This window comes from uncultured Novosphingobium sp., assembly GCF_964277725.1.
Classification (GTDB): domain Bacteria; phylum Pseudomonadota; class Alphaproteobacteria; order Sphingomonadales; family Sphingomonadaceae; genus Novosphingobium; species Novosphingobium fluoreni.
In genome coordinates this window covers 16162-32488 of record NZ_CAXYKL010000003.1, presented here as the reverse complement: position 1 = coordinate 32488, position 16327 = coordinate 16162, and the positions used below count along the sequence as shown (strand labels likewise).

The following is a 16327-nucleotide window of genomic DNA, read 5'->3' as shown; positions in this document are numbered from 1 at the left end:
AGGACTTTCTGGCTCTTGTCGAACGGCATGGCATCGCCTGGCATGAAAAGACGCTGGGTCAGTTGTTTTGCGATGGCTCGGCCCGGCAGATCGTTGCCATGCTGGTCGACGAGTGCGCGCGGGGCGCTGTAGATCTGCGGTGCGATGCATCGATCGGTGAGGTGAGCCATGCCGATGGCCTGTTTTGGGTTGCGTTGCGTGAAGAATTGGTTCGCGCACCCGCCTTGGTGATCGCGACCGGCGGCCCATCGATTCCGAAGATGGGGGCCACCGGCTTCGCCTACGATCTGGCGCGGCAGTTCGGCCTGAAGGTGGTGCAGCCCCGCCCGGCGCTGGTGCCGCTGAAGCTGCCGCCTGAGGAAGCTTTGTTTCGAGAGCTTTCCGGAGTCAGTACCCCGGTCATCGCCCGATGCGGCAAGGGGCGCTTTCCCGAGGCGGCGTTGTTCACGCATCGCGGCCTTTCTGGCCCGGCGATCCTGCAAGTCTCCAGCTATTGGCACCGGGGCGAGGATGTGGGCATCGATTTCGTGCCGGACCGGGAAAGCGGATGGCTCCTGGCGGCCAAGCGCGCCCGGCCCCGTGCCGCGTTGCGCCGGGTACTGGAAGACGCGCTGCCTGGCCGATTGGCGGAAGCCTTGTCACAGCGGCTGGCCGTGGAAGGGGACCTGGGCAGCCAGTCCGACAAGGCGCTGGCCGCAGCCGAACAGCGTTTGCGTGACTGGCGCTTCACCCCCGATGGCAGCGAAGGCTTCGCCAAGGCCGAGGTGACCGCCGGTGGCATCGATACACGGGGCCTTTCGTCCAAGACGATGGAGGCGGTGAAAGTATCGGGGCTTTATGCTATTGGCGAGGCGGTGGACGTAACCGGGTGGCTGGGCGGCTACAATTTCCAATGGGCCTGGGCCAGCGGGTTCGCGGCGGCACAGGCACTGTAAGGGCCTTCGCGCGTTTCAATCCCGTCAAGCTATTGCTGGCTCGCATGTTGGCATGTCGCTACGATTGCTGACGAAACATAAGTTAAAGCGGAGTCGGCCTGAGATGTGCGATGAGTACGAGGGACAGGGAACCGCGCCGCAAGGGTTTGAGCCTCAGGCCGGGTCCGGACTGACCCGTCGGGGCTTTACCGCGATCGGTGCGGCAGCGGCGCTTTCCGGATGCGCCAGCGGCATCGCCTCTGGTGCGGCGACCGGTGACTTGTCCGAACGCATGGTTGAGATCACCACCACGGACGGGGTGGCCGATGCCTTTTTCGTCCATCCCGCCAAGGGTGCGCATCCCGGCATCGTGATGTGGCCGGATATCGCCGGTTTGCGAGAGGCCAAGAAAGTGATGGCCCGGCGCCTGGCCGCCGCCGGATACGCGGTACTGTGCGTCAATCAGTACTATCGCAACGGCCCGGCCCCGGTGATGCAAAGCTTTGCTGAGTATCGCACGCCGGAAGGCCAGGCGAAGATCGGGCCTATGCGCGCAGCGCTGACTGCGGAGGCGGTGACGCGCGATGCCGTCGCCTATGTCGGTTTTCTCGATGGCGACCAAGCAGTGAACAAGGCCCGCGGCGTAGGCTCGAATGGCTATTGCATGGGCGGTCCTTTCACCGTCCGTACTGCCGCGGCCGTGCCCGCGCGCGTGGCGGCGGCGGCCTCGCTGCATGGTGCCGGTCTGGTCGGTCCCGATCCGGACAGTCCGCACCTTCTGTTTTCACGCACGAAGGCGAGCTACTTGTTCGCTATCGCCCGCAATGACGATGCCAAGGCGCCGACCGACAAGGACACGCTGCGCCGCGCCGCCGATGCCGCAAAGCGCCCGGCCGAGATCGAGGTCTACAATGCCGATCATGGTTGGTGCGTGCCGGACTCCCCGGCGTACGATCCGGTCGAGGCGGACCGTGCCTGGCAGCGCATGCTCGCCCTTTTCGGGACGCTTTGAAGCGTGGCGCATGGCGGGGGCCCGCGTCACGTCCTGATCGTTGGGCGGCTGCTGGATGTCGTCGACGATACCAAGGCGCGCGTCCGGTGCGAGGGGGTGACGCTGCACACCGCCACCGCGCTGGATGAAGTGCGGCTCATGCTGGCATTGCAGCCGATCGACATCATGATCGTGGGCGCAGGCATCGAACTGGCCGAGCGGCTGGCGATCGTGCGCGCCGCGTTCGAACAGAGCGAGACGATCACGGTCCACATGAAGGACAAGGCATCGGGCGCCAAGGGTTTCGCGCCTTTCGTGGAAAGCGTGGTGGCGGCGCGCCAGATGGCGAACTGATCAGAAACTGACCGGGCGGTTTGGCTTGGTCGTTAACGCTTGGTCGGGTACCCTCTTTTTCCGGTTCTTGCCAGGAAAGGGGGGAAGCCATGGGCGGATTTCTCATCGCGCTGATCGTAGTCGTGGTGACGTTCTTGATGATGGGCGTGCGCGTGGTCCGCCAGGGCTATGTCTACACCATCGAGAGGCTGGGCCGATTCACGCTGGCCGCGCAGCCCGGATTGCATCTGATCATCCCCTTCATCGATCGCGTCGGCCACAAGGTGAACATGATGGAGCAGGTCCTGGATATTCCGGGGCAGGAGATCATTACCAAGGACAACGCGATGGTCGGCGTGGATGCCGTGGTGTTCTTCCAGGTGCTGGACGCGGGCAAGGCGGCCTACGAGGTGCATGGCCTGCATCCGGCGATCATGGCGCTGACCACCACCAACTTGCGCACGGTGATGGGCTCGATGGACCTGGACGAAACCCTGTCGAAGCGGGACGAGATCAACGCGCGCCTGCTGGTCGTGGTGGATCACGCCACGGCGCCCTGGGGCCTCAAGATCACGCGGGTCGAGATCAAAGACATCCGCCCGCCGCTCGACATCTCGAACGCTATGGCGCGCCAGATGAAGGCCGAGCGTGAGAAGCGTGCGGAAATCCTGGAGGCGGAAGGCCGCCGTGCTTCCGAAATCCTGCGAGCCGAAGGCGCCAAGCAGGCGCAGATCCTGGCCGCCGAGGGGCGGCGCGAAGCCGCGTTCCGCGATTCCGAAGCCCGTGAGCGAGAGGCGGAGGCGGAAGCCAAGGCGACCCAGATGGTCAGCGATGCGATCGCCCAATCCGGCGTGCAGGCGATCAACTACTTTATCGCGCAAAAGTACACCGAGGCGGTCGGCAAGTTCGCGACTTCGCCCAACGCCAAGACGATCCTGTTCCCGGTAGAGGCGACGCAGCTGATCGGTACGCTGGGCGGCATCGGCGAACTGGCGAGGGAGGCCCTTTCCGACCGGCCGGCCGGCGCGGGATCGACGCCGCAGCCCGCCACGCAGCCTTCGGCCACTCCGGTTCGGCGGCCGACCGTGCCACCCGTCACGCCGGGCGGGTCACAGTGATGCCTTGGCTCGAAACGCTGGAGCCGCATTACGCGTGGCTGGCGCTCGGGCTGATTCTGGCTGTGGCCGAGATGGCGATCCCCGGTCTGTTTCTGATCTGGATGGCCGGTGCGGCGCTGGTGACAGGGCTGATAACCTGGGTGGCTCCGATAGGATTGCCGGCGCAGATCATGCTGTTCGCGGTGCTTTCGATCGTGGCGGTATTTGCCGGGCGGCGTTTCCTGGCCGCGAATCCCATCGTCCCCGCCGACCCCCACCTCAACAACCGCAGCGCGCGGGCGGTCGGGCAAATCGTGGTGGTCACGCAGGCGATCGTCAACGGCGAGGGCCGCGTGCGCCTGGGTGACAGCGAATGGCTCGCGCGAGGGAATGACGCTGCGCCGGGGACGGGGCTGAAGGTCATCGGCGTGGACGGCGCGACGCTCCTCGTCGGGGCGATGGACTGAAGGGCGGGGCGTCAGCCACCCCCGCGCCGCTCAGTGTCGAGTTTCGGGCGTGGCTGCGGCATCGCCAGGAAACAGGCCTGCCACCAGCAACGTCGCGCTGACGGTCGACAAGGTGCCCAGCAGGTCGCCGACGGCCTCTTCCTGAACCATCATCTCCAGCGTCGCGCGGGCGGAGTGCGGGCCGTGCTCGCGCATGCTGACGATCAGGCCCATGATCAGCGCCTCGTGCTCGGACACGCGATTGCAGGGCAGGGGCGAGAAGCCGAACGTCTCCAAGGCATCGCGATTGAACAGCAACATGCTGCGGTGGAATGCCTGCAGCCCGCCGATCATCCGCCATTTTGCGAATGCCGGGGCCAGTGCATGCGCCGGGCAATTGCGCTGACCCATCGAGGTCACCCACGCGCGCATCGACCACACCAGGAAGCGACATCCCGGATCGAGGCTGTCCAGGTCGCGATCAACAAATTGGTACATCTCGGCATCTCCTCAAGCATCACCGCCTCGTCCGCAGAAAGTGCTTTTCATTGCGAACGATTATCATTAGCGATTGATACGCGGCTTGGCCCCCCGGTCAAGCCCCTTGAAGACGGCATCTGTCATGGGGTGTCGTTTTCGCCTGTCCCTAACCTTCAGGCCGGTGCGGCGCGTGCGCTACACCGGCCATTTTTTCGGAAAGGTAGGAAAATAAGGTGTGAGACCAGCGCTATACCGCGTGATCAGCTATCGATGCGATAGTCGATCGGCTTGAAGCTGCCCCCGTTACTGGCATAGGCCGAGCAAGCGGTGATCCCGATGACCAAATCCTGGTGCGCGCGCAGCGACAGCGAATCACCCGCTTTGCTTATCGGCGGGATCACGCTGACCTTGCCATACTGATCCACCGGCACGTTCATGAAGCAATTGAACGCCACGGGTATCGCATCGGGCTCTATCCCCCATGGGGCGAGGGCCTCGGCCAGGTTGCCGAAGCATCCGCGATGCACGGGGTGTTCGGGATAGAAATGCCGGAAGGTCGCTTCACTGCAGGGCGTGAGCAGAAAGTCATGGCAGCCCACCGTGTCGGCCTCGATCGTCAGCAGCACATTCGAGCGGTTGGACCACAGCCGGTTTCCCGTGGCAAGCCGGATGGTTTCCTCATAGTCGAACGTGCGGCCGTTGCTGATCACTTCACGCGGATCGGCTAGACTGTACGCCAGAAGGTCCGCCACCTGAACGCCCTCCGGGTCGATCACCGTCAGCAATTGCCCGGCCTTAAGTTCGAATCCCACGGCGGAGCGAGGCGGAATGCGCAGATCGCTCATTCCGCAGCCTCGGTTTGGATTTGGGGACGGACGGCACTGCGGGGATCGCTGAAAGGGCAACGCCATGTGCTGGGCACTTGCCGCCCGCTGTACTGCGCGGCCTCGCTTGAGGTGCCGTGACGCGCCAACATCGGATTTACCGACCCGGCCAGTTGCACATCGCGCTTTATGATCGTCTCGCGAATCGTCTCGTACTTGCCCTCGTCACGCAGGGTTTCGAACTGGTCGTGCAGATTGAACACCAGAACCGGACGATCGAAGCGGCGCGCCGGGCGGCTCGCCTTGGGATGCAGGCCGACGACGAAAAATCCCTCTCCACCAAAACTGAGCGAGAAGTGCGGACTGTCCGGATCGCTGCTGACCCGCGGATCGTAAGGCTGCTCCAGCCAGGCATCCTTGTCGCTCAACGACTGGATGCGTTCCCACATCGCTTGCTCGAACTCCTCTTCCGACGATACTTGCGAACCGGCGAAGACAAACGCGATGGAGCGGAACAGGCCCGGCTCGGCCCGATAGTCGAAGGCCCATTCCAGCAGCTCGCGGTGGATGCGTACATCGTCCCATCCGCTGTCGATCGACCAGCAAACCACGGTCTTCAAAGAACCATGTGCCAAGGCCGATTTCGCGCCGACGCATGGAAAAGCCTTGTCCTTTACGAACGCTTCGAAGGCCTCACGCCAGTGCTGTTCCTCACCCGCTTCCAACAACAAAGTCATGTCTTAACATCAATCAAGTTTACGCGGGATCAATCCGCTGACATGCGCATGTAATTGGTGCCGGGCGTTAATGTTCCGAGAAATCCTTTATTTCAGTCGCGGCTGGCGCGTATTGCCGCGCCCCCGGCGAAGGGTGCCACGGCCAGCAGGACCAGGCTGACAGCCCCCGTCAGGGCCAGGCCGCTCGCCCCACCGGCAGACAGGCTCCCTGCGCCGAAAATCAGCAAGGGCACGCCCAGCGGAATGAGGAGCAGCCCGGCCAGCGCCGCTCCTCCGCGCAGCCCGGCGGTGATCGCGGCGATGGCGACGCCCAGAGCTGCAAGACCCGGCGTGCCAGCCAGAAGGCCCAGTTCGACGATGCGTAAATTGTCTGCCGAAAGCCCCAGCAGCGCCGCGGCCGGCACCGCCGCCAGCATCAAAGGCGGGCCGAAGCTGAGCCAGTGCGAGATCACGCGCGCCGCCATCACCCATTCCTCGGCGATGCCGCGCAACGCCCACTGATCGAACATGCCGCGTTCGAGGTCCGGTTGGACAAGGCGATCGAGGGGCAGGATCGCGGCGAGTAGCGCGGCGACCCAGATCACGCCGCCGCCCGTGCGCGCCAGCAGCGCGGTGTCCGGCCCGACCGCGAAGGGGAAGATCATTGCCACGGCCAGGAAGAACAGGATCGGCAGCAGCGCGCCTCCGCCTTGTCCCGCGCCGAGCAGCCGCGCCAGATCGCGCCGCAGTAGCAAGGCGAGCAAACGGATCACGCGGCGAAGTCCGCCAGCGGCAGGTGCGTCATGCCGGGAAGCGCGAAAGGCTGATGAGACGCGACAAGAGCGATGCCGCCTCGTGCGCAATGATTGGCGGTCAACGTCTCGACCATCCGGGCGGCGGCGGTGTCCAGCCCGTTCAGGGGTTCGTCCAGCAACCAGATTGCCGCGTCCTGTCCGATCAGACGCGCCATCGCCGCGCGCTTGCGCTGCCCGGTCGACAAGTAGCGGAAAGGCACGTCCAGCAATCCGGCAAGCCCCAGCATGGTCATGTCAGGGCTGGGGCCTGCGTCGATCGCGCGCCAGAAGGCGAGGGCGCGGGCCAGCGGCCACTCCGGGTCCAGGGCAGGGCGCTCATCCACCAAACCGATGCCGCCTTCGCGCTCGATCGCCCCCGCGAACGGCCGGGACAGGCCGGCGATTATTCGCAGCAAGCTGGACTTGCCCGTCCCGTTTGCTCCTGTGATCTGGAGCGCCCCGCCGGATCGCAGCGCGAAGGAAACCCCGCGAAACAGCACGCGGTCTCCCCGCCGGCAAGCAAGATCGCGCGCCGTGACGCGGGCTTCATGGGCGGGGACTTGCATGAGCGGCGGCGATAAGGGAAGTCGGGCGAACTGCCAAGGAGACACGACATAATGCCGATCGCCTGCCTGACCGATAGCGAATGCGAAACCGCGCTGGGCACCGTGCCGCAATGGTCGTTGCGCGAAGATGGCCTCGCGATTGTCCGAACCCTCAAGTTCGCGGATTTTTCCGAAGCCTTCGGGTTCATGACGCGCGTGGCGATCGAGGCCGAGAAGGCGGACCACCACCCCGAATGGTTCAATGTTTACAACAAGGTGGAGATCACGCTCACCACGCATGACGTGAACGGCTTGAGCAAGCGCGATATCGCATTGGCCCAATTCGTGGATCGGATCGCGCCGTAGACGCCTCGCGCCATTGCATGCGCGCGATCGCTTTCGCATAACCCGGCGATGGAAGAGGCACAGCGCAAGCATCGGCTCCGCAACATCCTGGGCGGATCGGCGGGCAACCTGGTCGAGTGGTACGACTGGTACACCTATTCGGCGTTCACGCTCTATTTCGCGCCGATCTTCTTCCCGGCCGGAGACCGCACGCTGCAGTTGCTGAACACGGCGGCGGTCTTTGCAGTGGGCTTCGTGATGCGGCCGATCGGTGCCTGGGTGATGGGCATCTATGCCGATCGCAAGGGGCGCAAGGCGGGGCTGACCTTGTCTGTCACGCTCATGTGCACCGGATCGTTGATGATCGCGCTGACGCCCGGTTATGCCGCGATCGGCGTGTTCGCGCCTGCCGTCCTGATCATCGCACGGATGCTTCAGGGGCTGAGCGTCGGCGGGGAGTACGGGGCGAGCGCTACGTATCTGTCCGAGATGGCGGGGCGTGAGCGGCGCGGATTTTTCTCCAGCTTTCAATACGTCACGCTGATCTCCGGGCAGTTGCTGGCGCTGTTCGTGCTGTTGATCCTCCAGACACTGCTGCCGGAAGAAGCGCTGCGGACCTGGGCCTGGCGCGTGCCGTTCGTGATCGGCGCAGGCCTTGCGGTCTTCGTGTTTTATCTGCGGCGACGACTGGCGGAGACCGAGAGCTTCCAGAAAGCGCAGGCCGAGACGACGGGCGCAGCGGCTACAGCATCCAGCGGCACGGCGCTGTTTCGCCAGCATCCGCGGGAGGCCCTGCTGGTGATGGCGCTGACGGCCGGGGGCACGCTCGCCTTCTACGCCTACACCACGTACATGCAAAAGTTCCTGGTCAACACCAGCGGCTTCTCCAACGCCGAATCGACCCGTATCACGGCGGCGGCGCTGTTCGTCTTCATGCTATTGCAACCCGTGTTCGGTGCCTTGTCAGACCGGATCGGCCGCAAGCCGGTGATGATCGGCTTTGGGATCGGCGGCGTGCTGCTGACGTACCCGATCTTCCGCCTGCTGGAGACGGTGCAGAGCGCGTTCGCCGCGTTCGGGCTGGTGCTGGCCGCGCTGGTGGTGGTGAGCGGCTACACCTCGATCAACGCCGTGGTGAAGGCGGAACTGTTTCCCGCGCACATCCGCGCGCTGGGCGTTGCCTTGCCCTATGCCATCGCCAACACGGTGTTCGGCGGGACGGCGGAATATGTCGCGCTATGGCTGAAGCTGCAGGAGATGGAGCGGGCGTTCTATTGGTACGTCACCGCGATGATCGCCGTCTCGCTGATTGTCTATGTCAGGATGCGCGATACCCGGCGCGACAGCCTGATTCTGGAGGACTGACTCCGCCCCGCACGACGCCCCGGGAAAACTCTGCCACCTGTGGCGCTTGCCAAGGGGCATCGCACGTTCTACAGGCACCCCCGCCCGCAGGAGTGTAGCTCAGTTGGTAGAGCATCGGTCTCCAAAACCGAGGGCCGTGGGTTCGAGTCCCTCCACTCCTGCCAGGTATCTTTGCAAATAGCCCAGGCCCACATGCACGGTTCAACCCGCCCGATCGGCGAAATGACGCAGACCGGCGGGGCTGGAACCACCAACTGGCGGCATGACGTCGGGCTGTGGCTGGGCATCATCCTGTCGATCGCAGCGACCTTGCCCGTGTTGGTGGCGTGGGCTCCGCAGATGACGGACTATCCATCGCATCTGGCCGGCTACAAGATCATGCTGGACCACGGCATCGATCCCTTCCTGACGCGATATTATACCTTCCATTGGGAATGGACCGGCAACTTGGGCGCGGAGCTGCTGATGGTGCCGCTGGAGCCTCTGCTGGGCCTGGAAGGCGCGGGCAAGTTCATCGCCTGGATCATCCCGCTGCTGACCGGCCTTTCCTTCCTGGCCGTCGCCTGGACCCTGCGCGGTCGCATCGGGGTGGGTGCGATCCTGGCGTTCACCACGATCTGGTCGCCCGCGCTGCTGATGGGCTTTCTCAATTATTCGCTCAGCCTGGCGCTGGCGCTGTTCGCCTTCGCCGCCTGGATACGTTGGGAAAGCTGGCGTTGGCGGCCCACCGCGATGGTGCCGATCAGCTTCGTGATCTGGTTATGCCATGTCTCCGGCTGGGGGATTCTGGGCATTCTGGTATTCGGCTACGAATGGAGCCGCTCCAAGAGCTGGCGCGCCTTCGTGGCCCCCTGGCCGCTTATCTTTCCGCTGTTTCCGATGCTGATCGGCGGCGGAGGTAGCTCGGGGCTGGGCTACGGTCGGCAAGTGTTGGAATACAAGTGGTCGATCCTCTACCGGGCGCTGCGCAGTAACGTGGAATGGTTCGATCTGGCGACGATCTCGGTCGTGGTCGCGCTGCTCGCAGTCGCTGGTATCACGCGCCGTATCGACGGTCGGCTCGGCTGGGCGGCGCTGATCCTGCTGATCCTCACGCTCGTCGTGCCGCGCCATATCTTCGGCGGCGACTATGCCGATTATCGTTTGAGCACGGCCGCGCTGCTGGTCGCCTGCCTGGCGATCAACTGGCCCGCGCCTCGCTGGGGCCTGACTATGGTGGCGGGGCTGTTCGTCGTCCGCCTCGGCTTCACCACCGCGCAATGGTACGAGGATGGCCGCACCTCGAAGGCGATGATGGAGGCGATGGCCTATGTGCCGCAAGGCGCCAAGGTCGCCACGGCGGTTGCCATTCCACGCCGACAGTGGGAATTCGGCAGCTTCGAGCATCTCGGCAGCTATGCGGTGGTGCGCAAGAGCGCGATGGAAAATTCCAATTTCGCGCTGCCCGGCGTTCACCTGCTCAGCATGGCGCAGCCCGGTTACAAGCGCTTTGCCGACCCCAGCCAGCGTATCCTGTATGCGCCTTGGCAGAAGATCGATCTGCGTCGTTTCAAGGCCGCGAAGAAGGCTGAGTACCTCTGGTATATCGGTACGGTACATCCCGTATCGCTGCCCGATGGCGCGGAGATCCTGTTCAGCACGCCGAACTCGTTCCTGGCGCGGCTTGCAAACCCCGCCAAGTCTAGCTAGATCGCCTTCCTCTTCCGACAGGAAAAAGCTCGCTGCCCCTCCCGGCCTAGGCCGGGGCGGCGATGAGCCCTAGGCGGAAGGCAGGTAACACCGCAGGATTGCGGCCAGGCAAGAGATGGCGAGAATGGCAAAGACCAGCCCGAGCGAGTTCATCCGGCAAGTGCGTGCCGAAGCGTCCAAGATCTACTGGCCTTCGCGCCAGGAGACGGTGACCACCGGTATCTTCGTCGGCATCATGACCGTTTTTCTCGCCGTGTTCTTCCTGGGCATCGACACGCTGTTCGGCATGTTCGTGCGCTGGCTGCTGTCGCTGATCTGATCCCTTCCAAGTTTCGCGCAAGAGAGACCTCATGGCCCGCTGGTACATCATTCACGCCTATTCCGGCTTCGAGAGCAAGGTTAAGGAAGCCATCCTTTCCGAAGCTGAGCGTATGGGCCTTTCCCACTACGTCGAGGACGTGCAGGTTCCTTCGGAAACCGTCACCGAGGTGAAGCGCGGCAAGAAGGTTCAGACTGAGCGCAAGACGATGCCGGGCTACGTGCTCGCCAAGCTTTCGCTCAGCGATGACGTGTACCACCTCGTCAAGAACACACCCAAGGTCACCGGCTTCCTAGGCACGAATGGCAAGCCGCAGCCGATCAGCGAAACCGAGGCCTCACGGTACTTCGGCGCGGCCGAGGCCGCGGCTGCCGCACCGCGCAAGACTATCAACATCGATTATGAGATCGGCGATTCGGTCAAGGTGCTGGACGGCCCCTTCGCCACCTTCAACGGCGTGGTCGAGGAACTGGATTTCGACAAGAACCGCGTCAAGGTCTCTGTCTCCATCTTCGGTCGCGCAACGCCGGTGGAACTGGATTTCGAGCAGGTCGAACTCTCGAAGTAACACCAATAGAGGCAGGATTTCCAGAGGGCGGGGGCTTCGGCTTTCCCGCCCTTTTCCTATGTCCGTCAAGCGTGACAGACCACCAGGGTGGGCGCCCGGTGCTTCATCCGATGCGCGATCCTGCGGCCCAGCTCGATGCCGTTACGCTCAACGAAGCGATAGGTCAGGCTTGCCAGGATCAGCGTGATGCACACCGCCAGAGGCACTTGCCACGCCAAAGGGGCAACGCTGCGAACCGCATCGTACGTCGGCCCGTGGATCAGATAGAACGAGTAGCTGATTGCCCCTAGATACGCCGTCACCGGGTTGCTCAGCAGCAAACTGGCACGAAGGCGAGGGATCAGGATCACGGTCAGGAACAGCGCGGAAGAAAACAGCCACGGGTAGATCGCCTGCGCATAGCCGACGATCGCGTGGCTGTGCAGCTTGAAGGCGAAATAGAACGAAGGCACCAGCAGCGCTACGAACACCGCCACGCTCAACAGGAAGTCCCGCAGGCGCAGGCTTCCATCCGTCATCAGGAAGGCCTTGTAGCCGATCACGGCGGCGTAAATCATGAAGATGCGGCCAGCTGGAATGCGAATGCCGGTGATCATCGTCACCGCCAGCGCCAGCACGGCCACTGCCGCGATCGCCAGTTCGAGCCGTTTCGCAACTTCGGTACGGCAGGTGGTGACGAACAGCGCGAACAAGCCGTACCACATGAATTCCAGCGGCAAGGTCCAGGCGGCGCCGATGATCGGCCGCTCGCCGACATATTCGGATAGCAGCAGGATGGCGGCCAGCCATTTTTCCCAATCGAACTCCGGACGGGTGGCAAAGCCGAGGCCGGTGATTTGGTAGAAGGCGAAAGGCACCAGGCAGACCAGATACAGCGGGTAAATCCGGCTGATGCGCCGCACCGCGAAATCGATTGGATTGAAGCCGCGGGATACCGAAAACGGGATGATGAAGCCGCTGACGAAAAAGAACAGCGCCACGCCCGCGACGCCTGGCTGCAAAGTGCGGACCAGTTGCGTCATGAAGCCGGTGCGATGCTCGAAATAGTGCTGCAGCATCACCATGGCGGCTGCGATGAAGCGCAGTCCATCGATGAAGGTGATGCGATTGGCGGTGCTCAAGCCGATGTCCCCGATGTGCCGTGCGGCCCTGGATCGAGGCTGTAGATCGGGCGATCCACCTGCCCAAGGCGGGATTGATCCGCCACGGACGCAAGCTGGATCAAGCGCTGCACGGCGTCCTTGTGCTTTTGCGGCGCTGCCGCTATGCGCCGCCACTTCGCGGGCGCGTTGCGCTTGCGGATTCGTGCGGGAGGAAGGGCGTGCCCTTCTGTTTGACCGCTTAACATGAGCCTGCGCGCAAGCCTGGGCGACAGTGTGAAAGGAGGCCCCTCGTGGCCAAGAAAATCAACGGTTACATCAAGCTGCAGGTTGCAGCTGGTGCCGCCAACCCCTCGCCGCCAATCGGTCCGGCTCTGGGTCAGCGCGGCGTGAACATCATGGAATTCTGCAAGGCGTTCAACGCGTCGACGCAGGATCTCGAAAAGGGGATGCCGATCCCCACGATCATCACCGTTTACTCGGACCGCAGCTTCACCTTCGTCACGAAGACCCCGCCGGCCTCGTTCCTGATCAAGAAGGCCGCTGGCCTCAAGTCCGGTTCGAAGACCCCGGGCAAGGCTTCGGCCGGCACGATCAAGCGCTCGCAGCTGGCAGAGATCGCCCAGACCAAGATGGCTGATCTGAACGCGAACGATATCGACCAGGCGACCAAGATCATCGAGGGCTCCGCGCGCTCGATGGGCCTTGAAGTGGTGGAGGGCTGATCTGATGGCTAAGCAGACCAAGAAGGCAAAGGCTCTTGCCACCAAGCTGGGCGATAACCAGGCGCTTTATCCCGTGGCCGACGCCATCACGCTGTTGCGTGATTTGGGCACCGCGAAGTTCGACCAGACCATCGAAGTCGCGATGAACCTGGGCGTCGATCCCCGCCACGCCGACCAGATGGTTCGTGGCATGGTGTCGCTGCCGTCGGGCACCGGCAAGACCGTGCGCGTCGCCGTGTTCGCCAAGGGTGACAAGGCCGCTGAAGCTTTGGCCGCAGGTGCCGATAAGGTTGGCGCCGAGGACCTGATGGAAGACATGCAGGCCGGCAACCTCGACTACGATCGCGTCATCGCCACGCCGGACATGATGGGCGTCGTCGGTCGCCTGGGTAAGCTGCTGGGTCCCAAGGGCCTGATGCCGAACCCGAAGCTGGGCACCGTTACCCCGAACGTCACCCAGGCGGTGACGGACGCCAAGGGCGGCCAGATCGAGTTCCGCGTTGAGAAGCAGGGCATCATCCACGCCGGTATCGGCAAGATGTCGTTCTCGGATGCCGATCTCAAGACCAACTTCGATGCGTTCGTGGACGCAATCGTCAAGGCGAAGCCTTCGGGTTCCAAGGGCAAGTACGTTAAGAAGATCACGCTCTCGTCCTCGATGGGTCCGGGCCTCAAGATCGATACCTCGGAAGTGGTTGGCGCTTAAGCCACTGCCTTTTGAAGTGCGAAAAGCCGGCGGGGGAAACCTTGCCGGCTTTTTCGTTCCCGGGGTGACTACGTAAAATCATCAGTTCGTCGCACATATGCGGCGCATCGGCGCGTGTTGCCTTTCGTGCGCGATGAATGCCGATGGTGGGACTCCCGGAAGCCGAAAAATCCATTACGTTCAAAGCTATGCTCGAAAACTTGAAGATGGGTAGGCGCGGCGTCCTGATTTCTGCGGCGACGATGGCCGTGGGTGCGATCGGTGGGTGTTCGCAGCGGATGCTGTCGGTCGCGCCGCCTCCTCCTGCTCCCCGTCAAACAGCCGTGGCCCAGGCCCCGATGGCCTCGGTGCCTGCCGCCCCGAAGCCGGAACCGGAAATCGTTCGCGAAGCCTTGGCCGCACTCGACCGCCACAAGCGTATGGTAGCGCACCGTGATCGCATCGCGATCGTTGATTTTTCCGTGCCCTCTTCGGTGCCGCGTATGAAGCTGCTCGATATCGAATCAGGCAAGGAGCACGATTTTCTGGTGGCTCATGGGTCCGGCTCTGATCCAGGCCACACGGGATTTTTGCAGCGTTTCTCAAACATCCCCGATTCGAATGCCTCCAGCCAGGGCGCGTTCGTTACGGCGGATTATTATATCGGCAAGCATGGCCGATCGCAGCGCCTGCTCGGCCTCGATCCGACGAACAGCAATGCGTTGGAACGCGCCATCGTCGTGCATGGGGCGTGGTATGCCAACGCCGACATGATCCCGGCGCATGGCAAGCTAGGTCGAAGCCAGGGCTGTTTCGCCGTGGGTGAGCGGGAACTGGCGAAATTGTTTGATCAGCTGGGGCCGGGCCGGATGATTTACTCCGCCAAGGTCTGACCAGCTTTCAAGTTGGCCGCGGTATAGCACTCGATCACGTAGGCTAAGGGCGTGCCACCGGGCAGATCCAGCTGCGCCCGATGCGTGGAGATAGTCCCAGCGGGACAAGGCGAAACACGCCCCGCCTGTGTTGCCAGCGCGAGCCGGCGGAAGCCGAGAGGGGCGACCACCTTCCCGAACGGCGTGTCCGTATCTTGCAGAGCCGCGCGCATGGCCGGGGTAAGACGAGCAGGATCATACCAGTTCCACGCGATCGATAGCGGAATGGCCCCGCAGGACAGGCGCACCTTGCGCGAGCCGATGAGCTGTTGAGGCTTCAGCCCCAAAGCCCGGCGCACAAATCTTGGTGTTGTGCCGGTTGTCATCGGCAAGCGCTCGGCAGTAACTCGGGCCGGATTGGCGATATGGCGGGCATCGCACCAATTTTCCAACGCGCGGGTGGCGCTGGCATCGCGGGCCAGGGTAGCCTCGAAAGCTGACAAGCTGGCAGGTGCGCTCGAGGCCAGCGCGAGGGCGACGAGCAGGCTAGATGCCCCCCATCGTCACGGGCTTATCCATATCGGCCAACCCGGCAGCGAGCGCGCGCGTACAGTCAGCCAGTTCTTCCGCATCGACTGAGCGAATGACGAAATTGGCCCCTGTCTTGCCATCGCGCCAAAAGGGGTAGCTGCCGATCTGACAGCTGGCGTGAGCCTTTTCCGTTTCGCGCAACAAGTCCGCCACGGCGCTTTCGGCAACCCAACACCCAAGCGTTTCGCTCAATAAGGCAGCGCCGCCTTCCAGCTGGCCGCTTAGGGCGTCCAGCATTCCAGCGGTGATCTGGGGCACGCCCGCCATGATGAACAGGTTGTCGTACCGAATGCCGGGCGCGCCGGTGTAGCGGTTGGGAATAAGCGTGGCGCCTTCCGGTACGCGGGCCATGCGCAGCCGCGCCTCAGTCACGCCGCCGCGCGTTTCGTAGTGCCGTTCCAGGATTTCCCGCGCTTCGGGATGCACGACGACCGGAACACCCAGCGCCTCGGCAATGGCATCGACGGTGATGTCATCATGCGTCGGCCCGATGCCCCCGGTGGTGAAGACATAGTCGTTGCGGGCGCGCAGGGCCGTCACCGCCTCAACGATCGCTTCGGTCACGTCGGCAACAACGCGCGCCTCGACCAGGCGGATGTTCTGCACGCCCAGCCAACTGGCAATTTGCGCGATGTTCTTGTCATGGGTCCGGCCGGACAGGATCTCGTCACCGATGACGATCAGCGCGGCGGTGTAGATGCGAGACGAATCAGCCATGGCCGATGCCTAGGACAAATGTGGTTAGCGTACTAGCGGGACGGACGCAGGGGCAAAGGCCCCAAGTGCCCTTGCCGCAACGCACAAAAAAAGGGCCGGTCCGAAGACCAGCCCTATGAAGTTTTAGGAGAGGATGCCTGAAAGGCCTGCTCTATATGCGGCGAATCGGATCATGCTGCAAGTGCGAAAAGACACTTCATGATTGCAAATT

General features: G+C 63.4%; 21 protein-coding genes and 1 tRNA gene. 14 read left to right on the top strand and 8 right to left on the bottom strand.

The window, feature by feature from the left end; genetic code table 11:
• From ACHWRX_RS00330 to ACHWRX_RS00310, 5 genes are all read left to right on the top strand, one after another.
• Positions 1-935 (top strand): NAD(P)/FAD-dependent oxidoreductase (locus tag ACHWRX_RS00330; RefSeq protein ID WP_394657653.1); only part of this gene is annotated, 935 nt, incomplete at its 5' end.
• A gap of 103 nt (positions 936-1038) precedes the next feature.
• A complete protein-coding gene (locus ACHWRX_RS00325; protein ID WP_394657652.1) occupies positions 1039-1926 on the top strand; it encodes a dienelactone hydrolase family protein in 888 nt (295 codons plus the stop codon).
• Between the two features lie 3 nt (positions 1927-1929).
• Positions 1930-2259 (top strand): hypothetical protein, encoded by a 330-nt coding sequence (locus tag ACHWRX_RS00320; RefSeq protein WP_394657651.1) that lies wholly within the window; start codon positions 1930-1932, stop codon positions 2257-2259.
• Positions 2260-2348: 89 nt separating this feature from the next.
• Complete coding sequence (locus tag ACHWRX_RS00315) at positions 2349-3356, top strand: SPFH domain-containing protein (protein WP_288415333.1); 1008 nt, start codon at positions 2349-2351, stop codon at positions 3354-3356.
• Entirely contained in the window at positions 3356-3802 is a 447-nt protein-coding gene (locus ACHWRX_RS00310; RefSeq protein ID WP_394657650.1) for an NfeD family protein, read from the top strand. The genes ACHWRX_RS00315 and ACHWRX_RS00310 overlap by 1 nt, the downstream gene beginning before the upstream one ends.
• A gap of 30 nt (positions 3803-3832) precedes the next feature.
• Here the strand turns inward: ACHWRX_RS00310 and ACHWRX_RS00305 are convergent, their stop codons facing one another.
• The 5 genes from ACHWRX_RS00305 to ccmA form a co-directional block, all read right to left on the bottom strand.
• Positions 3833-4279, bottom strand: a complete 447-nt coding sequence (locus ACHWRX_RS00305) for a hypothetical protein (protein ID WP_394657649.1) — start codon at positions 4277-4279, stop codon at positions 3833-3835.
• A 242-nt stretch (positions 4280-4521) separates the two neighbouring features.
• Positions 4522-5106 (bottom strand): DUF1989 domain-containing protein, encoded by a 585-nt coding sequence (locus ACHWRX_RS00300; protein WP_394657648.1) that lies wholly within the window; start codon positions 5104-5106, stop codon positions 4522-4524.
• Entirely contained in the window at positions 5103-5822 is a 720-nt protein-coding gene (gene gntA, locus ACHWRX_RS00295; RefSeq protein ID WP_394657647.1) for a guanitoxin biosynthesis heme-dependent pre-guanitoxin N-hydroxylase GntA, read from the bottom strand. Before gntA ends, ACHWRX_RS00300 begins: the two co-directional genes overlap by 4 nt.
• 92 nt (positions 5823-5914) lie before the next feature.
• The gene (locus tag ACHWRX_RS00290; protein ID WP_058737051.1) at positions 5915-6574 is read right to left on the bottom strand and encodes a heme exporter protein CcmB; all 660 of its coding nucleotides are present in this window, start codon (positions 6572-6574) and stop codon (positions 5915-5917) included.
• Positions 6571-7161: a heme ABC exporter ATP-binding protein CcmA gene (gene ccmA, locus ACHWRX_RS00285; protein ID WP_394657646.1), complete on the bottom strand. Its 591-nt coding sequence runs from the start codon at positions 7159-7161 to the stop codon at positions 6571-6573. Before ccmA ends, ACHWRX_RS00290 begins: the two co-directional genes overlap by 4 nt.
• Positions 7162-7212: 51 nt before the next feature.
• Between ccmA and ACHWRX_RS00280 the strand changes: the two genes are divergently transcribed.
• The 6 genes from ACHWRX_RS00280 (at position 7213) to nusG (ending at position 11426) form a co-directional block, all read left to right on the top strand.
• On the top strand, positions 7213-7506 hold the full coding sequence (locus ACHWRX_RS00280; protein ID WP_288486533.1) for a 4a-hydroxytetrahydrobiopterin dehydratase: 294 nt from the start codon (positions 7213-7215) through the stop codon (positions 7504-7506).
• Between the two features lie 48 nt (positions 7507-7554).
• The gene (locus ACHWRX_RS00275) at positions 7555-8850 is read left to right on the top strand and encodes an MFS transporter (protein WP_394657645.1); all 1296 of its coding nucleotides are present in this window, start codon (positions 7555-7557) and stop codon (positions 8848-8850) included.
• An 88-nt stretch (positions 8851-8938) separates the two neighbouring features.
• Positions 8939-9014: transfer RNA gene (locus ACHWRX_RS00270), tRNA-Trp, on the top strand.
• A 28-nt stretch (positions 9015-9042) separates the two neighbouring features.
• On the top strand, positions 9043-10539 hold the full coding sequence (locus tag ACHWRX_RS00265; RefSeq protein WP_288415326.1) for a hypothetical protein: 1497 nt from the start codon (positions 9043-9045) through the stop codon (positions 10537-10539).
• 124 nt (positions 10540-10663) lie between these two features.
• Positions 10664-10858 (top strand): preprotein translocase subunit SecE, encoded by a 195-nt coding sequence (gene secE / locus ACHWRX_RS00260; protein WP_058737046.1) that lies wholly within the window; start codon positions 10664-10666, stop codon positions 10856-10858.
• Between the two features lie 31 nt (positions 10859-10889).
• Positions 10890-11426, top strand: a complete 537-nt coding sequence (gene nusG / locus ACHWRX_RS00255) for a transcription termination/antitermination protein NusG (protein ID WP_058737045.1) — start codon at positions 10890-10892, stop codon at positions 11424-11426.
• 65 nt (positions 11427-11491) lie between these two features.
• Here nusG and ACHWRX_RS00250 read toward each other — a convergent pair whose 3' ends face one another.
• Positions 11492-12547, bottom strand: a complete 1056-nt coding sequence (locus ACHWRX_RS00250; protein WP_394657644.1) for an acyltransferase family protein — start codon at positions 12545-12547, stop codon at positions 11492-11494.
• Between the two features lie 272 nt (positions 12548-12819).
• Between ACHWRX_RS00250 and rplK the strand changes: the two genes are divergently transcribed.
• The 3 genes from rplK to ACHWRX_RS00235 all read left to right on the top strand — a co-directional run bounded on the left by rplK (position 12820) and on the right by ACHWRX_RS00235 (position 14829).
• Complete coding sequence (gene rplK, locus ACHWRX_RS00245; protein ID WP_058737042.1) at positions 12820-13251, top strand: 50S ribosomal protein L11; 432 nt, start codon at positions 12820-12822, stop codon at positions 13249-13251.
• Between the two features lie 4 nt (positions 13252-13255).
• Complete coding sequence (gene rplA, locus ACHWRX_RS00240; RefSeq protein ID WP_183617252.1) at positions 13256-13957, top strand: 50S ribosomal protein L1; 702 nt, start codon at positions 13256-13258, stop codon at positions 13955-13957.
• A 188-nt stretch (positions 13958-14145) separates the two neighbouring features.
• Entirely contained in the window at positions 14146-14829 is a 684-nt protein-coding gene (locus tag ACHWRX_RS00235) for a murein L,D-transpeptidase catalytic domain-containing protein (protein WP_394657654.1), read from the top strand.
• On the opposite strand, the gene ACHWRX_RS00230 is transcribed toward ACHWRX_RS00235, so the two are convergent.
• Positions 14811-15311: a hypothetical protein gene (locus tag ACHWRX_RS00230; protein WP_394657643.1), complete on the bottom strand. Its 501-nt coding sequence runs from the start codon at positions 15309-15311 to the stop codon at positions 14811-14813. The two genes, ACHWRX_RS00235 and ACHWRX_RS00230, sit on opposite strands and share 19 nt — an antisense overlap.
• 43 nt (positions 15312-15354) lie before the next feature.
• The gene (locus ACHWRX_RS00225) at positions 15355-16116 is read right to left on the bottom strand and encodes a competence/damage-inducible protein A (RefSeq protein WP_394657642.1); all 762 of its coding nucleotides are present in this window, start codon (positions 16114-16116) and stop codon (positions 15355-15357) included.
• Between the last annotated feature and the right edge of the window lie 211 nt (positions 16117-16327).

Bases quoted from the DNA above. Each gene is read 5' to 3' on its own strand.
- ACHWRX_RS00325 (WP_394657652.1), top strand. From the start codon at position 1,039: ATGTGCGATGAGTACGAGGGACAGGGAACCGCGCCGCAAGGGTTTGAG.
- ACHWRX_RS00315 (WP_288415333.1), top strand. From the start codon at position 2,349: ATGGGCGGATTTCTCATCGCGCTGATCGTAGTCGTGGTGACGTTCTTG.
- ACHWRX_RS00310 (WP_394657650.1), top strand. From the start codon at position 3,356: ATGCCTTGGCTCGAAACGCTGGAGCCGCATTACGCGTGGCTGGCGCTC.
- ACHWRX_RS00305 (WP_394657649.1), bottom strand. From the start codon at position 4,279: ATGTACCAATTTGTTGATCGCGACCTGGACAGCCTCGATCCGGGATGT.
- ACHWRX_RS00300 (WP_394657648.1), bottom strand. From the start codon at position 5,106: ATGAGCGATCTGCGCATTCCGCCTCGCTCCGCCGTGGGATTCGAACTT.
- gntA (WP_394657647.1), bottom strand. From the start codon at position 5,822: ATGACTTTGTTGTTGGAAGCGGGTGAGGAACAGCACTGGCGTGAGGCC.
- ccmA (WP_394657646.1), bottom strand. From the start codon at position 7,161: ATGCAAGTCCCCGCCCATGAAGCCCGCGTCACGGCGCGCGATCTTGCT.
- ACHWRX_RS00280 (WP_288486533.1), top strand. From the start codon at position 7,213: ATGCCGATCGCCTGCCTGACCGATAGCGAATGCGAAACCGCGCTGGGC.
- ACHWRX_RS00275 (WP_394657645.1), top strand. From the start codon at position 7,555: ATGGAAGAGGCACAGCGCAAGCATCGGCTCCGCAACATCCTGGGCGGA.
- ACHWRX_RS00265 (WP_288415326.1), top strand. From the start codon at position 9,043: ATGCACGGTTCAACCCGCCCGATCGGCGAAATGACGCAGACCGGCGGG.
- secE (WP_058737046.1), top strand. From the start codon at position 10,664: ATGGCAAAGACCAGCCCGAGCGAGTTCATCCGGCAAGTGCGTGCCGAA.
- nusG (WP_058737045.1), top strand. From the start codon at position 10,890: ATGGCCCGCTGGTACATCATTCACGCCTATTCCGGCTTCGAGAGCAAG.
- rplA (WP_183617252.1), top strand. From the start codon at position 13,256: ATGGCTAAGCAGACCAAGAAGGCAAAGGCTCTTGCCACCAAGCTGGGC.
- ACHWRX_RS00235 (WP_394657654.1), top strand. From the start codon at position 14,146: ATGCTCGAAAACTTGAAGATGGGTAGGCGCGGCGTCCTGATTTCTGCG.
- ACHWRX_RS00225 (WP_394657642.1), bottom strand. From the start codon at position 16,116: ATGGCTGATTCGTCTCGCATCTACACCGCCGCGCTGATCGTCATCGGT.